Below are 18,471 nucleotides of genomic sequence, written 5' to 3'. Positions count from 1 at the left end.
CGAAAGGCGGGAGCAGAACCTCTTTATTTATTAGACGATTTAGATATTATTTTACCATATGTTAACTTATACAGTTAAAATTATTTAGCTGAAAATTTTAGGGTGGTTATAGCATTGGGGCTCACCTCTTCCCATCTCGAACAGAGAAGTTAAGCCCAATCGCGCCGATGGTACTGCATTTATGTGGGAGAGTAGGTCGCCGCCTTTCTTTAATCTTGAATATTCAAGATCCTAAACCTCAATTCTTATGAATTGAGGTTTTTTTTTGTAATAAACTGAAAACATAACCTTTTTTGTAATCTATGAATTACATAAAATCATCTAACTTATCATTTGATGGAAGGAAAAATCTTATACTCTTGATCATACACTACTTTATATTGTTAGGTGTTTTCTTACAAAAAGTTGAAATGATAAATTAGGTGTAAATATTTGAAGATTAAGCCTTGGTTTATTGTACTAACCGTAAAGGTTTAGTTTTGTATACTCCTTAGAAATGACAGTAGCGAATTCTTAATCTTTGTCACTTTTGTTAATTTCAACTTATTTTAGTAAATCTTTTTTCTTTGTAATTGAGTTTGTTTCTTTCTAAACTTAAATCATAGTTATTTTTGTAATCTGAACTTGAGATGAAATCTTCTAAATTGTCATTCAAATTTTAGGATAAATCTCATATGCTTGATTACACAATACTTTACTTTTTTATGTGATTTCTCACCCAAAAGCTAGAAAAGACAAACTGAGTGTTAATATTGGAATCAATAGCCTTGGTTTATTTTACTAAACGTAAAGGTTTTGACTGGCAGTGTGTGAAATCATTACAAAAGAGTACTAACTATGATATTTCATTTAATTGATAATACTATGCTTAACTTTCTTAATGTGATTCCTCTTAAAAATTCGAAATGACAAATTAACTTTTAATATTATAATGAATAACTTTGTTAATTTCCATTTTCAAACACTTATTATAAATTTTCAATATCTTTTTGCGTTAGTGATAGAAACGGCATCCTTTTTTGACAACTGTTGTTATTAGTAATGAAATAAAATAATTACCTGAGGTATGTTTTTTATAAACTAAATACAAAAAAGATATAGTGTAAAGCACGACCCTTAGGTAACGCCCAAATAATTTTTAAGGTAAGTTATTAATTGATTACTTTTGCTAAACTTCGGGGATGATTTCTTTCCCACGCTGAGTTTTCAGTATTTGCTGAAAAGATAAAGGTAGAACAGGAATGGTTATTTTATTATAAACATTTAAAACGAAAAAAAATGACTGTTTTAGACAAATTAACTTCGAAAGAAGCGATTGAATTAGAGAACAAATATGGAGCACATAATTATCATCCACTTCCTGTGGTTTTAAGTAGGGGTGAAGGTGTTTATGTTTGGGATGCAGAAGGAAAAAAATATTATGACTTTTTATCAGCATATTCTGCTGTAAATCAAGGTCATTGTCATCCGAAAATAGTTGATGCAATGGTGAATCAAGCTAAAACCTTGACTTTAACTTCGCGAGCATTTTATAATGATGTATTGGGTAAGTATGAGAAATTTGCTACAGAACTTTTTGGTTTCGACAAATTATTACCAATGAATACTGGTGCTGAAGCGGTTGAAACTGCTTTAAAAATTGCTAGAAAATGGGCATATGAAGTAAAAGGAATTAAAGAGAATAAGGCGGAGATTATTGTTTGTGAGAATAATTTTCATGGTAGAACAACTACTATTATTTCGTTTTCTAATGATCCTGTTGCTAGAAAGAATTTTGGTCCTTACACGAAAGGTTTCCTCAAAATTGAATATGATAATTTACAAGAGTTACAAGAGGTTTTAGAAAGTAGTAATAATATTGCGGCTTTTTTGGTAGAACCGATACAGGGTGAAGCTGGTGTTTATGTACCTTCTGAAGGATATTTGGCTGCGGCAAAAAAAATGTGTGCAGAGTATAATGTTCTTTTTATTGCAGATGAAGTGCAAACAGGAATTGCAAGAACTGGTAAAATGTTGGCAGTTGATCATGAGAATGTGAAACCAGATATTTTAATTTTAGGTAAAGCGTTAAGTGGTGGTGCATATCCTGTTTCGGCTGTTTTAGCGAATAATAATATCATGGATGTTATTGGACCTGGTAATCATGGTTCTACATTTGGAGGAAACCCTGTGGCGGCAGCTGTTGCAATTGCGGCATTAGAAGTTGTTGCAGAAGAAAACTTAGCGGAAAATGCAGAAGCTTTAGGTATTATATTTAGAGCTGAATTAACTGAGTTTTGTAAAAACAACCATTTAGTAGAATCGGTTAGAGGAAAAGGTTTGTTAAATGCAATTTTAATTAATGATTCTGAAGATAGTTCTACAGCTTGGGATATTTGTATGAAATTAAAAGAGAATGGTTTATTGGCGAAACCTACTCATGGAAATATTATCCGTTTTGCACCACCATTGGTGATGAATAAAGCACAATTAATGGATTGTATTTCAATTATTAAAAATACAATTTCTGAATTTAAATAACTTAATATAATTAGTTATTCCTAAAAAGGAATGATTTTTTAAATATTATTATAGCCACGAATACACAAATTTTTAATTGTGAATTCGTGGCTTCATTTTTTTGTTTATTTTTGAAAAAACGAAACCTTACAATTCATTTTATGATACACAATCCTATTACTCAATTAGAACAGCTTACAATAACTAAGGCTTCTAAGAATTTTTTAAAAGAAACAGCTAAATGGGCAAAATTCTTGTCAATTATTGGTTTTATCTTAATTGCAATCATGCTTGTTTTTTCTGTTTTTGCTACAACTATTTTCGAATTGGCAGGTAAAATGCAACCTGGTATGCCTGAGAGTTTAGGATTAACAATGACAGTAACTTATTTGGTACTAGCCATTATTTATTTTTTTCCGGTGTATTACTTATTACAATTCTCTAATAAAATGAAAACTGCATTGTCTACAAAAAATGATGAAACTTTAGCTAAAGCTTTTGAGATGTTAAAATCTCACTATAAGTTTATAGGAGTTTTTACTATTATAACCATGTCCTTATATGCTTTGTTAATTGTTGCTGCAGTTTTTGGTGGACTTTAGAATTGTATTTTAAATTTTTATGTTTCTTGAATTATTTAAATGTTGAAATTAAATATTATAGGAAATCAATAAATTTAAAAAGGACATTTGTATAGCTAAAAATCATTTTTATTTCTTTTGTCTCTCTTAAAACTTATGGATACTATTATAATCTTTAATTATTTAACTTTTTAAAGTAGCTTGTTTAAGTTGATTACCTATTTTATGTTTACATAAATAAAAGTTGTATTGGTAATCAATATTGTGTAAAATATATTAAAATTAATTTTTTGTTACATTAAATTCATCAAAATTAAATTTTAAATAAGTTTTATTATGGATAATGTAAAGTTTGTTTTGTAGTTTCATTTTTTTATTAGATTAAAAACACTATAAAATCAACGATTTTTAGTACTTTTGCATACTGAAAAATTAGATAAAATGGCGAGATTTGAATTGAAATTACCTAAAATGGGAGAAAGTGTTGCAGAAGCAACGATAACTTCTTGGTTAAAAGAAGTTGGAGATACCATTGAATTAGATGAAGCTGTGGTAGAAATTGCTACAGATAAAGTAGACTCAGAAATTCCTTCTGAAGTTGCTGGTACATTAATAGAAATTTTATTTGAAAAAGATGATGTTGTTGCTGTTGGAGCAACCATTGCAATTATAGAAATAGAAGGAGAAGGTTCTGGTGCAGAACCAGTTGCTGCATCTGGAAATGCAGAAAAGTCTCCAGTGGTAGAGATAGAAAAAACGATTGAAAAAGCTGTTGACACCGTTTCTACACCAATTGCTAAAGTTTCTGATTCTGGTAAGTTTTATTCACCTTTGGTTAGAAATATTGCACAAACGGAAGGTATTTCTATGAGCGAATTAGAATCTATTTCTGGTTCGGGTAAAGATGATAGAGTTACTAAAGAAGACATCCTTTCTTATATAGAAAATAGAGGTGAAGTTATTAAAGAAACACCATCAGAAGCTCCTGTTAAAGCTGAAGCTCCTAAAAAAATAGAGAAAACGGTTGCTAAAGCAGCACCAATTTCTGTAAATGGAGAAGATGAAATAATAGAAATGAGTAGAATGGGGAAATTGATTTCTAAGCACATGGTAGATTCTATACAGACTTCTGCACATGTACAATCATTTATAGAAATTGATGTAACCAATATTGTAAATTGGAGAAATAAGGTTAAAGATGCTTTCTTTAAAAGAGAAGGAGAGAAATTAACTTTTACACCAATTTTTATGCAAGCAATTGCTACTACAATTAAAAAATATCCTTTAATTAATATTGCTGTTAATGGTGATACCATTATTAAAAAGAAAAATATTAATTTAGGAATGGCTGCTGCGTTACCAGATGGAAACTTAATTGTTCCTGTCATTAAAAATGCAGATCAGCTTAGTTTGGTAGGAATTACCAAATCAGTTAATGATTTAGCTAATAGAGCAAGAAATAATGCTTTAAAGCCAGATGATATACAAGGAGGAACTTATACAGTTACAAATGTTGGTGGTTTTGGTTCTATTATGGGAACACCAATTATTAATCAACCACAGGTTGCTATTTTAGCCTTAGGAGCTATTAGAAAAGTGCCGGCGGTTATAGAAACTCCAGAAGGTGATTTTATAGGAATTAGACAAAAAATGTTTGTATCACATTCTTATGATCATAGAGTTGTAAATGGTGCTTTAGGTGGTATGTTTATTAAAACTTTAAAAGATATTTTAGAAGCTTGGGACATAAACCAAGACTTCTAGTTTTAAAATAAATACAATTATACTAAAAACGCTCACAATTTGTGAGCGTTTTTTTGTTTCAAAATATTATATTCGTTGTATATAAATAATTATAAAACTAAATTTTAAAAAATGAAAAAATTGTTAATTTTATTTCTAGCTATTTCTGCAAACTTAAGCTTAGCGCAAGATGCTGCATTACTTAGATTAAACTATGAAAAAGGAGCTACTTATGATGTTGAAATGAACATTTCTCAAGAAATGGGAACTGTAATGTCTATGGGAATGCTTATTAATATGGATATAAAAGTTTTAGATGTAAAGGATGATACTTATGATAGTGAAATGAAATTCACTAAAATGACTATGGACATGTTACAAGGTGGACAAGCAATGAGTTTTGATTCTACTAAAAGTGATGAAGAGTTAGATGATACTGGTAAGATGATGAAAGCTCAAATGGGACCAATGTTAAGTGCTCTTATTTATGCTAAAGGAAATAACTTAGGTGAAATTTTAGAAGTAAAAGTAGAGCCAAGTATCCCTGGAGTAGAAGATATGGCAAAACAATCTAGTAATGTTGTGTATCCTACAGAAGCTGTTAGTGTTGGTAGTACTTGGACAATGACTAAAGAAGAAAAAGGTATGAAAATGGATTTTTTATATACTGTAAAGTCAATATCAAGTGATAAAGTTGTTTTAGACTTATCTGGTGATGTTTCTGGTATGGCAACAGGAAAAATTTCTGGAAATATGAATATTGATAAAGCTTCTGGAATTCCTGAAAACTCTACAATTGATATGAATATGTCAGTAAGCGGACAAGAATTGAAGTCTAAAATTACAATGACAATGGTTAAAAAATAACCTTCTTATTTTAAGGAAATAAAAAAGCTTCAGATATGTATTCTGAAGCTTTTTTTATGAGGTTATTATAATCTTAAAACTCTAAATAAAAAACATCATTAGGTCTCGTTTCTGTTTTAGAAACAGGAAAATCATAATCTGCTATTTTTTTAAAGCCTGCTTTTTTGTAAAAATCGATTGCTTTGTAGTTTTTTACCCATACATACAACCAAATACCTTTTTGATTTTGTTGTTTGGCTAACTCTAAATTGTGTGTAAATAATTGTTTACCTAAACCTGCTCCATAAAACTCTTCCAATAAGTACAAACGTTCCATTTTTGTAACATTGGTTTCCTTTATGTTTTCGTTTTTGTAATTGATAATAATCTTAGAATAACCAGCTAAAACATCACCTTTAAAAATTAAATTATATTGAAACTTCTTATTGGTTATCTCTTCAATTAAGTTTTGCTCATTAAAACTAGTACTAATATAAGCATCCATCATTTCCTTAGAAATGGCTTCTTTATGTGGAACTAAAAATGCTTTTTCACCAACTTTAGCTAATGCTTTAACATCTTCTAAAGCTGCTTTTTTAATTGAAATCATATAGGAGTAATAAATTAAAAGTTATAAAGAACTTGCACTAAAAGTATCACCTTGGTTTACATCGCCAGTATCAAAACCTTTTTTAAACCAACGCATTCTTTGCGCAGAAGTTCCGTGGGTAAAAGAGTCTGGAACTACGCGTCCTGTAGATTGTTTTTGTAAACGATCGTCTCCAATAGCATTTGCAGCGTTTAATGCTTCTTCTAAATCATTGTCATCTAAAATTAAATTATCTTTTTGAGAATGATGCGCCCAAACACCAGCGTAAAAATCTGCTTGTAATTCTAACATAACAGAGTATTTGTTGTATTCTGTTTGACTCACCTTACCTCGTAAAGCTTGTACTTTTTTACTGATACCTGTTATGGTTTGAATGTGATGACCAACTTCATGTGCAATTACATACGCTTGTGCAAAATCTCCAGGAGCATTTAAGTTTCTTTCCATTTCTTCAAAAAAACTTAAATCTATGTATAGTTTTTCATCACCAGGACAATAGAAAGGACCGGTTGCGCTAGAAGCACTTCCGCAAGCAGAATTCACAGAGCCTGTAAAAAGAACTAAAGTAGGTTCTCTATAATCTTGTATAATTTGGTTCCAAACATCTTCTGTACTTCTTAAAACTTGGTTGCTAAATTCTGCCAACTCATTTTCTTTAGCTGTTCCTTTGTAAGTAGTTGAAGATTCTATTTGATTCCCAGTATTTCCTGTAATAAAGTTTAAGGGATTATTGCCTGTAAAATACATGACAGCTAATACAATACCAACAATAATTAATCCTTTTTTAGAAGTCACTAATTTTAATAAAAGTCCAATTATCATAGGACTTAAACTACCTAAACCACCAGAACTCCCGCCAGAAGAGGCGCCTCTTCTGTCTTCTACATTAGAACTTTTTCTATTTCCTTTCCACTTCATAAAATATCATTTTAAAAAGATAAATTTACTATTTATTTTTATTTAATTCTTCTAGACTGTGTTGTAAAAGACAATCCTTGTTGACCTTTGGTAGAATTCATGATTCCTTCAAATAAAGGTTCTGGGCAATCTTTTGGTATTTTCCATTCGAAAATAAAATTAGAACCCGTTTCTCCATTTTTTTCAACTTCATCAATGATAATTTCTGTAGTTTCTAAAGGAGCTAAAAAGATTGTTTTATCAAAATAAGAACGTACAGGTTTTCCTTTTGTATCGTAATATTCTGCTTTTAACAAATAGATAGTGTCTTTGTCACTTGTATTCCGCAAACTAACCATAGCAGTTAAACTATGGGTTTTATGTTCTGATACACTGTAAATTTGTGAGTACACAGAAAGATAAGATTTACCGTACTCTAAAGAATCTTTCGTGTTGATTGCTAAGTGTCTTTTAGACCAATTTTTAAAATCTACAGAGCTTACTTCTTTTTTATCTGTACAATTAAAAAGCAGTAAGTTAAGTACTATTAGTAATGTGTAGTTTTTCATTTTATTTTCTTTGAAGAAATTGAAGTGGTTCGTTTAACGTTCAGTATAAGAATAGTAGCCGACTACTGGCACTTTATTGTCAAGTTACAAGAAAGTTGAAGTGGTCTACACCCCTTGAATTCATCACTGATTCTGCTATTATTTTTATACATTGTTGTGGGTAGTATTTTTTTATCTATTATTTATGGTAAAACAAAAGGTCCACAATTAACATCATGATTTATTGTATCTGCAGGTTTTATATTTGAGAACAGTTCTTTAAAAGTATTAGATTCGGTTGTATTAGAATTGCAATAATCTTTTATTAAAGGAACAATTGCAATTGCAGCATTAACTATTAATGGAACAATATTCAAAAACACTTTTCCCTCTTTTAAATTATACATTCTGGTATATTCGGGAAATTTTTCAGAATTTAGATAGCTCATAATTTCAGAAGATGTATCATCTGTAATCTTGCTTATTTTTTTTGGCATAGAAATCAATTCTCCAATATCTTCCCATGATACATAAACATCAAAAGTATCTGCTTCTTCTTCAGGAGAAGTGAAGTCAATCAATACACATTGTTCCATCGTTTGAAAATTCTTTGCCTCTTGAAGATGGTAAGTATATAAAGTCCTAATTCTATTAGCATGGTTATGATGTCTAGCATTACGTATCGCAAGAATAAAAGCTAAAGAACCAGTCCTATACCAATCTATAGGTTTCTCTTGCAATTGTTTATTAATTGCATCATAAAGGCTATGAAATGAGTTTAATACATTAGTCAAAGCTGTTTCAATATTTCCGATTGCCTCAGATCTATCCACAAATATTAATTCTCGTGCATAATAGTCTGCCTCTAAAAGTACTCTTAGACTTTGTGAAAATTCTTCAAAAGCATTTCCTATATAGTTTTTCTTTTTCAATAAAATATCAATTTATACAATGGTATTTCAGTATTACCCACAACTCCAATAATAAAATAAGTTTCAATTCATTTTATCAGAAGTTAAACGAATTTACCCTTTTTTCCTGACAAAATCAAACAAAAAATCTCACTGAATGAATAGTGAGGTTTGTGGTTTTTATCAGCAGTAAAAAAAGTTAAGTTTAGTTACAATTTTAATCAGAAAAAAATGACTTAGAATTTACAAAGTAGATTTTAAAGCAGCTTTATGATGATTAAGAAAACGTATTTTTAAAAGCTAAAAGGAATCTTTAAAATTAGTCTTGTATGTCTGTTGCAATTCCAAAATAAACCCAAGTTACGTTTTCTGAAAATGGATTGTTCATTGAGTGTAATTCTCCTTGCTCAATTGTGATACAATCTCCGGGAACTACAATCATTTTTTTATCATTCACAATAAATTCTGCTTTACCAGATTGTATATAAAAAACTTCGTACATCGTATCATGTTTATGCGTTTCTACAGCTTGTCCAGGAGTAAGTGTGGCAGCACCAAACATCATTAATTGAGGAATTTCTCCACTTTCTATAAATACTTTTTTCATGATATTCTCATCGTGACTTGTGCCAATTTCTGGTAATGTATTTGTGTGTACGAGTTTCATAATTAATTAAATAGTCTGTCTAATTTACAAAAACATTTAAAGTTTCATAGTTGTTTTAAAACAAAAAAACCTCTCTGAATACACAGAGAGGTTTTGGTCTTATAAGTCATTGCGAGGTACTAAGTAATCTGTAAATTTAAAGAAACAGATTACTTCATTCGTTCCTCATTCGTAATGACGTGTTATTACTTGATTAACGCGTAAGAACGTTTTATAAAGTTTGTTAACTCTTCACCATGTAAAAGGTTTTGAGATAATTTAGCTAAATCAAAAGCTTGAGAAATTAAACCTTTCTGAGCAGCTTCATCTTTATTATTTAAAATATCAGCAACTAACGGGCTGTTTGTATTAACAACTAAGTTATACATGTCTGGGAAATTACCCATTCCCATCATTCCACCACCACCAGAAGCTTGCATTTCTTTCATTCTACGCATAAATTCTGGCACTGTAATCATAAACGGAGAAGAAGCAGAATCCATCGCTTCTAATTGAACCGTATATGTTTTAGAATTTACGGCACCTTCAATAATTGGTTTTAAAGTTGCAATTTCATCTTCAGATAATTTAGAAATTACGTTATCGTCTTTCTTAATTAAATTATCTACGTGATCTGCATCTACTCTAGAGAATTTTACTTTAGCATCACCACCTTCTAATTTCTGCATTAAATGAGAAATAATAGGAGAATCTAATAACAATACTTCATATCCTTTTGCTGTTGCATCTTGAATATAACTGTGTTGTGCTTCTTTGTTTGATGTATATAAAAGAACGTGATTTCCTTCTTTATCAGTCTGAGAATCTTTTGTTTTTTCAATTAATTCATCAAACGTAAAATATGTGTCTGCAACTGTTGGGTACAATGCAAATTTCTTCGCTTTGTCAAAGAATTTATCTTCAGACAACATTCCGTACTCAATAATTACTTTAATATCATTCCATTTTGTTTCAAAATCTGCTCTGTCTTTTTTGAATATAGAAGATAATTTATCGGCTACTTTTTTAGTAATGTAACCAGAAATTTTCTTTACCGCTCCGTCTGCCTGTAAACCAGAACGAGAAACGTTTAATGGAATGTCTGGAGAATCGATAACACCTTTTAGCATTTGTAAGAAATCAGGAACAATTCCTTCTACATTATCCGTTACAAAAACTTGGTTTTGGTATAATTGAATTTTGTCCTTTTGCATATCCATTGAGGTAGATAACTTAGGGAAAAATAAAATACCTGTTAAGTTAAAAGGATAATCTACATTTAAATGAATGTGGAATAATGACTCTTCAAATTGCATTGGATACAATTCTCTGTAGAAGTTTTCATAATCTTCATCACTTAAATCTGCAGGCGCTTTTGTCCAAGCAGGTTCTGTGTTGTTGATGATATTATCAACTGTAATTTTTTTATGAGGCTCTGTAGTTTCTTTCCCATCAGCATCTGTTGTAGTTGCAGGTGTAAACTCAGGATCGTTAATTTCTTCTGTTCCAAATTTAATTGGCACTTGGTTAAAACGATTGTATTTGTTTAATAAACCTCCAATTTTACTTTCTTCTAAGAAGTCTAAAGAATCTTCTGCAACATGTAAAATAATTTCAGTTCCTCTGTCTGCTTTATCGCTTTCTACTAGTGTAAATTCTGGAGAACCATCACAAGTCCAATGAGCAGCAGGCTCATCTTTAAAAGATTTTGTAATTAATTCTACTTTTTCTGCAACCATAAAAGCAGAGTAAAAACCTAGTCCAAAATGACCAATAATACCAGCTTCGTTGTCTTTATATTTGTCTAAAAATTCTTCAGCTCCAGAAAATGCAATTTGGTTGATGTATTTTTCAACTTCATCTGCAGTCATTCCTAAACCTTGATCTTTAATAGTTATTGTCTTAGCCTCTTTATCTATGCTGATTTCAATTTTAGCATCACCTAATTCAGTTTTAGCTTCACCAATAGCAATTAAATGCTTTAGTTTAGAAGTTGCATCTGTTCCGTTAGAAATTAATTCACGTAAAAAGATTTCGTGATCTGAGTACAAGAATTTTTTAATTAGTGGAAAAATATTTTCTACTGATACATTAATATTTCCTTTTGCCATTTTATGTTTATTTTATTAATTTATTATTCTGATAAAGGTTATTCAAAAAAAATACCAAAGAGAATTTTATGACAAGATGACATAAATATTATTTTAATGGCAACTCTTTCGTTTATTTTTATAAATTAGTACTTTTACGTATTAAGAGTTTGCAAAAAATCAAAAAAACAATATATAATTATGTATAATTCAAAAATAACGGGACTTGGGTATTATGTTCCAGAGAATGTTGTTACCAATAACGACTTAAAAGAGTTTATGGAAACTTCAGATGAATGGATTCAGGAACGAACAGGAATTAAAGAAAGACGTTGGATAGACCCAAAAACAGAAGACACAACGGCAGTTATGGGGGCAAAAGCATCTAGAATAGCAATTGAAAGAGCTGGGTTAACAAAAGATGATATCGATTTTATAGTATTTGCAACTTTAAGTCCGGATATGTATTTTCCTGGAGGTGGTGTGCAAGTGCAAGAAATGTTAGATATGGGAACAATTCCTGCATTAGATGTACGTAACCAATGTTCTGGTTTTATTTATGCGATGTCTGTTGCAGATCAATTTATTAAAACAGGAATGTATAAAAATGTTTTGGTAATTGGTGCTGAAAATCATTCTGGAGGATTAGACAAATCTACAAGAGGAAGAAATATTTCGGTTATTTTTGGTGATGGAGCAGGAGCTGCTGTACTTTCTAGAAGTGAAGAAGCAGGAAAAGGAATTTTATCTTCTCATTTACATTCGGAAGGAAAACATGCAAAAGAATTGGTTTTAGAAGGTCCGTCTACCGGAAAATGGGTCCCAGGAATTATTGAAAGAAATGATCCGGATGATGTTTCATACTTTCCTTACATGAATGGTCAGTTTGTTTTTAAACACGCCATAACACGTTTTTCTGAAGCAATTGTAGAAGGTTTAGCAGCAAATAAGTTAGAGAAAGAAGATATTGATATGTTAATTCCACATCAGGCAAATTTACGTATCGCACAGTTTATACAAAAGATGTTTAAATTGTCTGATGACAAGGTTTTTAATAATATTCAAAAATACGGAAACACAACTGCTGCTTCTGTAATTATTGCGTTAACCGAAGCTTGGGAAGAAGGTAAAATAAAAGACAACGATTTAGTTGTTTTAGCTGCTTTTGGAAGTGGATTTACTTGGGGAAGTGTAATTATTAGATGGTAATAATTTAGTCGCAAATAACAATCCAAATTTTAAGTAACAACAAATGCCAATATAAACTTATATTGGCATTTGTTGTTTATTATAGTTTCTAAAACAGTATTAAAAACTATTTTTTAAAAAAAAACTACTTATTTATTCGCTTTAGGGTAATCTGTATAACCTTTAGGTCCTTGAGTATAAAAAGTATCTTGATTCCACTCAGCTAATTCTAAGTTGTTTTCAAAACGTTCTACTAAATCTGGGTTAGAAATAAAAGGTTTACCATAAGCCACTAAATCAGCATCTCCATCTTCAAGTACTTTATTTCCTTTTTCTTTATCAAACGAAGTGTTAATCATTAGCGTTCCATTATATAACGGACGGAAATGTTTTGCAATTTCAGTAACAGCAAAAGGAACATCAGAAACATCTGTAAAAGGTTCTGAAAGATGAACGTATGCTAAATTATAATCATTTAGTTTTTTAATAATATACTCAAAAGTTGGTATGGTTTCTTCGTCTAAATTGATGCCAAACAAACCGTTTAGAGAAGGATTGAAACGTACCCCTATTTTTTCTTGAGGAATTACTTCTTTCATTGCATCTAAAACTTCAAAAAAGAAACGGGTTTTGTTTGTTGTATTTCCACCATAATCATCTGTTCTTTTATTTGAACAGTTTGTAAAAAATTGATGAAATAAATAACCATTAGAAGAGTGAATTTCTACGCCATCAAAACCTGCTTTTACTGCATTTGCAGCTGCATTTTTAAAATCGTTAACCGTAGTTTTAATATCTTCAACTGTCATTTCTTTTGGTGTAACCGTATCTTTAAAACCTTCTGGCGTAAAAGATTGTGCGTTTGGGTTTATGGCCGATGCTGAAAGAGGTAATTCACCATTATGAAATTCTGGATGAGATATTCTACCAACATGCCATAATTGAATAAAGATTTTTCCTCCTTTGTCATGTACACGTTTGGTTACTTTTTTCCAACCTTCTACCTGTTCATCAGAATATATTCCTGCAGTATGAATATAACCAACTGCATCTTTAGATACCTGCGATCCTTCTGTAATAATTAAACCTGCAGAAGCACGTTGCTCGTAATATAAACCATGTAATTCGTTCGTAGCTACATTGCCTTCGTTATTTGCTCTACTACGTGTCATGGGAGCCATTACGACCCTGTTTTTTAGATTAATATTTTTATTATATGGAGTTAATAATTGTTGCTTGCTCATTTTATGTTGACTTTTTTTATTGTTAAATCTACACAAAATTAAAGGAATAGAAAGCTAATATTATTGACTTAGATCAATTAAGAAAGATTTAACTTTTTAGTTGTCGCCTTACACGACTTAAGTTTTCTGGAGAAACACCTAAATAATTTGCAATATCGTAATTAGGTACTCTATCTTCTATATTTGGGTAAGAGGAGCAAAATTCTAGATAACGTTCTTGGGTGTTTTTTTCTAATGTAGATAAAATTCTTTTTCGCTGCGCGATGAATGCCTTTGTGGTTAAAATTCTAAAGTAACGTTCAAAAATAGGTGCCTCATCATAAATTTTTTGAAGATTGTCATAGCTTATAGATAGTAATTTAGAGTCTTCTATAGCTTCTATATGTAATATGGAAGGTGTTTGATTATAAAATGCATCAAAATCTCCTACCCACCAATTTTCTATAGCAAATTGTATAATATGCCTATTCCCTTTATCATCCATATAATAAGCTTTTAAACAGCCTTTTATTACAAAGTATTCGTGCTTTACAATGGTGCCTGGTAATAGTAAAAACTGACCTTTTGGTATAGATGTTTCCGTTAAAATGGCATTAAACAATTGCAAATCAATAGTTGTTGGAGTAATATGATTATTGATATGATTTGTTATAGTTTGATACATGTTACAAAGATGCTAAAAATGATTACTTAATTAAAGTGAAACTTTGTCTTTTATTATGATATGAAAGTATTTTTTAACGGGAAATTAGAACCTTATTTTAAGCAATGAAATCTATTGTTATTTTATGTTTCTTGTTAATTAAGATTTTATTTACTGTTTTTGTATTTTTAGAAAAATGAAGTTAAATAGGTATAATGGATTTCTAATATTACTAGCTTTTATTAATCGATTGGTTTATATTTGTTATGATATTAAATTTGTTTAACGTAAATTAACAGAATGAAAAATGTAACATTAGTTCTTGGCGCATCAACAAATCCTAACAAATATTCTAATATTGCTATAAAAAGACTTGTAGATAAAGAAATACCAGTTGCTGCTTTAGGCATAAGAAAAGGAACCGTTTTAGGTGTTGTCATTGAAACCGAAAAAAAAGAGTTTGATAATATTGATACGGTTACTTTGTATCTAAATCCAAAAAATCAAGAAGAATACTATAACTATATAATTGGATTAAAACCTAGAAGGGTAATTTTTAATCCTGGATCTGAAAATGGAGAATTTGTAAAGCTTTTAGAAGAGAATTCTATAGCAGTAGAAGTTGCTTGTACATTAGTAATGTTGAGCATGGGGCAATATTAAAAAGTAAATTGAATTGGTAAAGTTAAACTTCCCTTTTCAAAATATTTTATTTTCTAATAAATTTAGAAAACCAATTCAATTTACTTATTAATTATACTTTAAATACTTTTCCTGGTTCTGCTAGGTTAGTGTTTTTAAATATTTCTTGTGCTTCGGCTTTAAAAACGTTAATATCATTATATCTACCAGAATAATGCCCAATTATTAACTGTTTAGCATTGGCTTGTTTGGCAATTTCAGCAGCTTGCTTCGTTGTTGCGTGTTTTGTCTTTTTTGCCAAATCTTCTCTATCTGCTAAAAAGGTAGCTTCATGGTACAATAGGTCTACATCTTTTATAATAGGTACAATGTCTGGTTTATAACAAGTATCGCTACAAAAAGCAAAACTTAAAGGTTTGTCTGCCGGAATTGTTAATTCTAAATTAGAAACAATTTCTCCAGAAGGTAAAACAACATCTTTACCTGCTTTAATATTTAAATAATCAGCTTTATCAATATCTGGATATCCGCTAATATTTAACATGTTTAATTTTCTTGGTTTTTGCTTTTCTGTAAACAAATAACCATTTGTATAAACTCTATGATTTAAAGGAATTGTAGTTACAGAAACTTTATCATCTTCAAAAATAAGTTCACTTTCTTTTGAAGTTAATTCATGAAAAATCATTTTATATTTAGCGTGAGATTGAGAAACTCTCAATTGTAATAAAGTAACTTCTTTAATACCTTTTGGTCCATAAATATGGAGTTCTTTTTCTCTGTTTAAAATACCGAAAGTAGCTAATAAGCCAACCAAACCATAAAAATGATCACCATGTAAATGCGTAATAAAAATATGATTTATTTTAGAGAAACCTACTTTATATTTTCTCATTTGACGCTGCGTACCTTCTCCACAATCAATCAAAAAATGACTGTTGTTAATTTCTAAATATTGAGAAGTAGGAAAAGCGTTTTTTCTAGGAGTTGCAGAATGGCATCCTAAAATAGTTAGTGCTATACTCATCTAATAACAAATCGTTTAGAGATGGTTTTTTTATTGTCCTGAATACTATAAATGTACATACCTGTAGCTAAATTATCTTTATAAAAAGGAATGTTATTTTTACCAGATTTAATCTGAATACTTTTTCTATATACCGTTTTTCCTAAAACATTTTTAACAGTAAAATAAACAGTCTTGTTAGCATCTGATGAAAAACTAATTTTGGTAGAATTTGTAAATGGATTAGGCGCAGCAGATAAACGATCTATAGATGTTTCTTGAGAAATACCTATTGTAGTGTAACATAAAAATAAAATAAAAAGTAGTTTTTTTACCATTTGCTTCTTGTTTAAAATCCTAGTTCCCTTTCCATAGCTTCCATTTCTATTACATCTATTGCTTCTTGTAAGGTAGGTGTAATGTTGAAGTGGTCTGGAAAATCGTCTATATTAATACTAGAATTTACTAATACAAATGATGTGCCATTTTCCTTTTTTTGTGCTGCTATTCTCAAAAATAGTGAAAAATCTTTTATTGAAGCGTTAATGTTATCTGAAATTTGTATAATAATATGCTCTTTAGATCTTTTTTCTTCTTCAATTAAGAAAGAATTATAGAATTCAGAGAATGACTTTTCATCACTTGAAATAAGTGTATATGTATCTTTTTTGTCTATTTTCATGTTTACAGATTTAGTACACGAATTGTAAATCGCGTTTATATTTATCTTTTAACCTGTTGTGCTAATAAATAAATAACGGCCATTCTTACGGCAACTCCGTTTTCTACTTGGTTTAGAATAATAGATTGATTAGAGTCAGCAACCTCACTTGTTATTTCTACACCACGATTTATAGGTCCTGGATGCATGATTACAATTTTCTTGTCTAAATTATCTAGAATCTCCTGATTTATACCAAAAAGTTGCGTGTATTCTCTGGTAGAAGGAAAGTACTTAAGATCCATTCTTTCATTTTGAACACGTAAAACATTGGCAACATCACACCATTCTAAAGCTTTTTTAAGATTGGTTTCTACTTCTACACCCAAACTAGAAATGTATTTAGGAATAAGGGTTGTAGGACCACAAACCTTTACTTTAGCACCTTGTAATTGCAGCGCAAAAATGTTAGATAATGCAACTCTAGAGTGTAAGATATCACCTACAATAACAATTTTTTTGCCCTTTACACTACCCAATTTTTCTCTAATAGAATAAGAATCTAAAAGAGCCTGTGTTGGATGTTCATGCGTTCCATCTCCAGCATTAATAATTTTAGCATCTACATGTTTAGATAGAAAAACTCCAGCACCAACACTTGCATGTCGCATAACAACAATGTCAACTTTCATTGCCAATATATTGTTTACAGTATCAATTAAAGTTTCTCCTTTTTTTACAGAAGATTGTCCTGCAGAAAAGTTAATTACATCTGCAGAAAGCCTTTTTTCTGCCAATTCGAAACTTAGTTTTGTACGCGTACTGTTTTCAAAAAACAAGTTAGCAATAGTAATATCTCTAAGAGAAGGAACTTTTTTAATAGGTCTGTTAATTACCTCTTTAAAATGATCTGCAGTTCTAAAAATAAGATCAATATCAGTTTCTTTTAGATACTTAATTCCTAATAAATGTTCTACACTTAATTCTGACATAATTATTTTGATTCTATGTAAACTGCGTCTTTTTTATGTGTTTCTTTCCAGGTAACTAATACCTTTTCATGGTTAATAGCATCTACTTGACGGCCTCTATAATTTGGCTGAATTGGTAAATGTCTACTAAAACGTCTGTCTATTAATACTAATAGCTCAATATTTTCTGGTCTGCCGTAGGCTTGCATTGCAGTTAATGCAGCTCTAATACTTCTACCAGAAAACAAAACATCGTCAATAATTACTACATTTTTACCTTCAATTATAAAGTCCATTTTAGTTGCTGTAGCTGCTAAAGGTGCATCTCTTCTTCTAAAATCGTCTCTGTAAAAGGTAATATCTAATAATCCTAATTTTAAGTTTTTAACGTTGTAGGTGTTTTTTAATAAATCGGCTAATCTATTAGCCAAAAAACTACCTCTAGGTTGTAAACCAATTAATACGGTATTAGAAAAATCGTTATGATTTTCGATTAACTGACAAGCCAATCGATGTAAAATTATTTCAATATCCTTTGAGTTAAGTAAGTTTTTTTTGCTCATAAGAAAAGCTATCAATTTAGCTTGATAGTTATTGAAAATCAAAATTACTGTAAATAAATGTATGTGCAAAATTTATAGCAACTAAAAACGAAATCACTTTAATGTTAACTAAATTGTTAAAAAAAAAATAACCTAAATTAAATGGGAACTAGGAGTTATAGTACCTTTAATATACTAATTCA

19 protein-coding genes and 1 rRNA gene are annotated in these 18,471 nt (G+C 30.0%); 7 read left to right on the top strand and 13 right to left on the bottom strand.

The features are described from left to right. The first annotated feature begins 98 nt into the window (after positions 1-98). The 5 genes from rrf (at position 99) to H0I27_RS11395 (ending at position 5,690) form a co-directional block, all read left to right on the top strand. Positions 99-208 (top strand): 5S ribosomal RNA (gene rrf / locus H0I27_RS11415). A 1,070-nt stretch (positions 209-1,278) separates the two neighbouring features. Then, positions 1,279-2,520 carry an ornithine--oxo-acid transaminase gene (gene rocD / locus H0I27_RS11410; RefSeq protein WP_218730830.1) on the top strand — a complete coding sequence of 414 codons (1,242 nt, stop codon included), beginning with the start codon at positions 1,279-1,281 and terminating at the stop codon, positions 2,518-2,520. Positions 2,521-2,660: 140 nt separating this feature from the next. Further along, complete coding sequence (locus tag H0I27_RS11405) at positions 2,661-3,101, top strand: DUF5362 family protein (RefSeq protein ID WP_254713081.1); 441 nt, start codon at positions 2,661-2,663, stop codon at positions 3,099-3,101. Between the two features lie 420 nt (positions 3,102-3,521). After that, the gene (locus tag H0I27_RS11400) at positions 3,522-4,844 is read left to right on the top strand and encodes a dihydrolipoamide acetyltransferase family protein (RefSeq protein ID WP_218730829.1); all 1,323 of its coding nucleotides are present in this window, start codon (positions 3,522-3,524) and stop codon (positions 4,842-4,844) included. A gap of 111 nt (positions 4,845-4,955) precedes the next feature. Beyond that, positions 4,956-5,690 carry a hypothetical protein gene (locus H0I27_RS11395; RefSeq protein WP_218730828.1) on the top strand — a complete coding sequence of 245 codons (735 nt, stop codon included), beginning with the start codon at positions 4,956-4,958 and terminating at the stop codon, positions 5,688-5,690. 73 nt (positions 5,691-5,763) lie between these two features. Here the strand turns inward: H0I27_RS11395 and H0I27_RS11390 are convergent, their stop codons facing one another. The 6 genes from H0I27_RS11390 to htpG all read right to left on the bottom strand — a co-directional run bounded on the left by H0I27_RS11390 (position 5,764) and on the right by htpG (position 11,392). Beyond that, positions 5,764-6,279: a GNAT family N-acetyltransferase gene (locus tag H0I27_RS11390; RefSeq protein WP_218730827.1), complete on the bottom strand. Its 516-nt coding sequence runs from the start codon at positions 6,277-6,279 to the stop codon at positions 5,764-5,766. Positions 6,280-6,300: 21 nt separating this feature from the next. Beyond that, entirely contained in the window at positions 6,301-7,197 is an 897-nt protein-coding gene (locus H0I27_RS11385; RefSeq protein WP_218730826.1) for a neutral zinc metallopeptidase, read from the bottom strand. Positions 7,198-7,235: 38 nt separating this feature from the next. Continuing rightward, entirely contained in the window at positions 7,236-7,745 is a 510-nt protein-coding gene (locus H0I27_RS11380) for a DUF3124 domain-containing protein (RefSeq protein WP_218730825.1), read from the bottom strand. 182 nt (positions 7,746-7,927) lie between these two features. Continuing rightward, positions 7,928-8,557: a hypothetical protein gene (locus H0I27_RS11375; RefSeq protein ID WP_218730824.1), complete on the bottom strand. Its 630-nt coding sequence runs from the start codon at positions 8,555-8,557 to the stop codon at positions 7,928-7,930. A gap of 397 nt (positions 8,558-8,954) precedes the next feature. Then, positions 8,955-9,302, bottom strand: a complete 348-nt coding sequence (locus tag H0I27_RS11370) for a cupin domain-containing protein (RefSeq protein ID WP_218730823.1) — start codon at positions 9,300-9,302, stop codon at positions 8,955-8,957. A 185-nt stretch (positions 9,303-9,487) separates the two neighbouring features. Continuing rightward, positions 9,488-11,392, bottom strand: a complete 1,905-nt coding sequence (htpG, locus tag H0I27_RS11365) for a molecular chaperone HtpG (protein ID WP_218730822.1) — start codon at positions 11,390-11,392, stop codon at positions 9,488-9,490. A 180-nt stretch (positions 11,393-11,572) separates the two neighbouring features. Between htpG and H0I27_RS11360 the strand changes: the two genes are divergently transcribed. Next, positions 11,573-12,580 (top strand): 3-oxoacyl-ACP synthase III family protein, encoded by a 1,008-nt coding sequence (locus H0I27_RS11360; protein WP_218730821.1) that lies wholly within the window; start codon positions 11,573-11,575, stop codon positions 12,578-12,580. Between the two features lie 128 nt (positions 12,581-12,708). Here H0I27_RS11360 and H0I27_RS11355 read toward each other — a convergent pair whose 3' ends face one another. Both H0I27_RS11355 and H0I27_RS11350 read right to left on the bottom strand, forming a co-directional pair. Then, positions 12,709-13,803: an alkene reductase gene (locus H0I27_RS11355; RefSeq protein WP_218730820.1), complete on the bottom strand. Its 1,095-nt coding sequence runs from the start codon at positions 13,801-13,803 to the stop codon at positions 12,709-12,711. A gap of 88 nt (positions 13,804-13,891) precedes the next feature. Next, positions 13,892-14,467 carry a Crp/Fnr family transcriptional regulator gene (locus H0I27_RS11350; protein WP_218730819.1) on the bottom strand — a complete coding sequence of 192 codons (576 nt, stop codon included), beginning with the start codon at positions 14,465-14,467 and terminating at the stop codon, positions 13,892-13,894. A 279-nt stretch (positions 14,468-14,746) separates the two neighbouring features. Between H0I27_RS11350 and H0I27_RS11345 the strand changes: the two genes are divergently transcribed. Beyond that, positions 14,747-15,109: a CoA-binding protein gene (locus H0I27_RS11345; protein WP_218730818.1), complete on the top strand. Its 363-nt coding sequence runs from the start codon at positions 14,747-14,749 to the stop codon at positions 15,107-15,109. 91 nt (positions 15,110-15,200) lie between these two features. Here the strand turns inward: H0I27_RS11345 and H0I27_RS11340 are convergent, their stop codons facing one another. From H0I27_RS11340 to pyrR, 5 genes are read right to left on the bottom strand one after another with little or no spacing between them, the layout of a single operon-like run. Continuing rightward, positions 15,201-16,115 carry a ribonuclease Z gene (locus H0I27_RS11340; RefSeq protein WP_218730817.1) on the bottom strand — a complete coding sequence of 305 codons (915 nt, stop codon included), beginning with the start codon at positions 16,113-16,115 and terminating at the stop codon, positions 15,201-15,203. Next, a complete protein-coding gene (locus H0I27_RS11335; RefSeq protein WP_218730816.1) occupies positions 16,112-16,432 on the bottom strand; it encodes a T9SS type A sorting domain-containing protein in 321 nt (106 codons plus the stop codon). The genes H0I27_RS11340 and H0I27_RS11335 overlap by 4 nt, the downstream gene beginning before the upstream one ends. Positions 16,433-16,443: 11 nt before the next feature. Beyond that, complete coding sequence (locus tag H0I27_RS11330; protein WP_218730815.1) at positions 16,444-16,776, bottom strand: hypothetical protein; 333 nt, start codon at positions 16,774-16,776, stop codon at positions 16,444-16,446. 41 nt (positions 16,777-16,817) lie between these two features. Continuing rightward, a complete protein-coding gene (locus H0I27_RS11325) occupies positions 16,818-17,747 on the bottom strand; it encodes an aspartate carbamoyltransferase catalytic subunit (RefSeq protein WP_218730814.1) in 930 nt (309 codons plus the stop codon). A gap of 2 nt (positions 17,748-17,749) precedes the next feature. Further along, entirely contained in the window at positions 17,750-18,289 is a 540-nt protein-coding gene (gene pyrR, locus H0I27_RS11320) for a bifunctional pyr operon transcriptional regulator/uracil phosphoribosyltransferase PyrR (protein WP_218730813.1), read from the bottom strand. Between the last annotated feature and the right edge of the window lie 182 nt (positions 18,290-18,471).

Source organism: Polaribacter sp. HaHaR_3_91, from assembly GCF_019278525.1.
In the GTDB taxonomy this organism is placed as follows: Bacteria; Bacteroidota; Bacteroidia; order Flavobacteriales; family Flavobacteriaceae; genus Polaribacter.
The sequence above is the reverse complement of the archived record's forward strand: the minus strand, read 5'-3'. Positions and strand labels throughout refer to the sequence as shown.

What these genes read in the sequence shown, in the direction of transcription:
- rocD (WP_218730830.1), top strand. Translation starts at nt 1,279, where the DNA reads ATGACTGTTTTAGACAAATTAACTTCGAAAGAAGCGATTGAATTAGAG.
- H0I27_RS11405 (WP_254713081.1), top strand. Translation starts at nt 2,661, where the DNA reads ATGATACACAATCCTATTACTCAATTAGAACAGCTTACAATAACTAAG.
- H0I27_RS11400 (WP_218730829.1), top strand. Translation starts at nt 3,522, where the DNA reads ATGGCGAGATTTGAATTGAAATTACCTAAAATGGGAGAAAGTGTTGCA.
- H0I27_RS11395 (WP_218730828.1), top strand. Translation starts at nt 4,956, where the DNA reads ATGAAAAAATTGTTAATTTTATTTCTAGCTATTTCTGCAAACTTAAGC.
- H0I27_RS11390 (WP_218730827.1), bottom strand. Translation starts at nt 6,279, where the DNA reads ATGATTTCAATTAAAAAAGCAGCTTTAGAAGATGTTAAAGCATTAGCT.
- H0I27_RS11385 (WP_218730826.1), bottom strand. Translation starts at nt 7,197, where the DNA reads ATGAAGTGGAAAGGAAATAGAAAAAGTTCTAATGTAGAAGACAGAAGA.
- H0I27_RS11380 (WP_218730825.1), bottom strand. Translation starts at nt 7,745, where the DNA reads ATGAAAAACTACACATTACTAATAGTACTTAACTTACTGCTTTTTAAT.
- H0I27_RS11370 (WP_218730823.1), bottom strand. Translation starts at nt 9,302, where the DNA reads ATGAAACTCGTACACACAAATACATTACCAGAAATTGGCACAAGTCAC.
- htpG (WP_218730822.1), bottom strand. Translation starts at nt 11,392, where the DNA reads ATGGCAAAAGGAAATATTAATGTATCAGTAGAAAATATTTTTCCACTA.
- H0I27_RS11360 (WP_218730821.1), top strand. Translation starts at nt 11,573, where the DNA reads ATGTATAATTCAAAAATAACGGGACTTGGGTATTATGTTCCAGAGAAT.
- H0I27_RS11355 (WP_218730820.1), bottom strand. Translation starts at nt 13,803, where the DNA reads ATGAGCAAGCAACAATTATTAACTCCATATAATAAAAATATTAATCTA.
- H0I27_RS11350 (WP_218730819.1), bottom strand. Translation starts at nt 14,467, where the DNA reads ATGTATCAAACTATAACAAATCATATCAATAATCATATTACTCCAACA.
- H0I27_RS11345 (WP_218730818.1), top strand. Translation starts at nt 14,747, where the DNA reads ATGAAAAATGTAACATTAGTTCTTGGCGCATCAACAAATCCTAACAAA.
- H0I27_RS11340 (WP_218730817.1), bottom strand. Translation starts at nt 16,115, where the DNA reads ATGAGTATAGCACTAACTATTTTAGGATGCCATTCTGCAACTCCTAGA.
- H0I27_RS11335 (WP_218730816.1), bottom strand. Translation starts at nt 16,432, where the DNA reads ATGGTAAAAAAACTACTTTTTATTTTATTTTTATGTTACACTACAATA.
- H0I27_RS11330 (WP_218730815.1), bottom strand. Translation starts at nt 16,776, where the DNA reads ATGAAAATAGACAAAAAAGATACATATACACTTATTTCAAGTGATGAA.
- H0I27_RS11325 (WP_218730814.1), bottom strand. Translation starts at nt 17,747, where the DNA reads ATGTCAGAATTAAGTGTAGAACATTTATTAGGAATTAAGTATCTAAAA.
- pyrR (WP_218730813.1), bottom strand. Translation starts at nt 18,289, where the DNA reads ATGAGCAAAAAAAACTTACTTAACTCAAAGGATATTGAAATAATTTTA.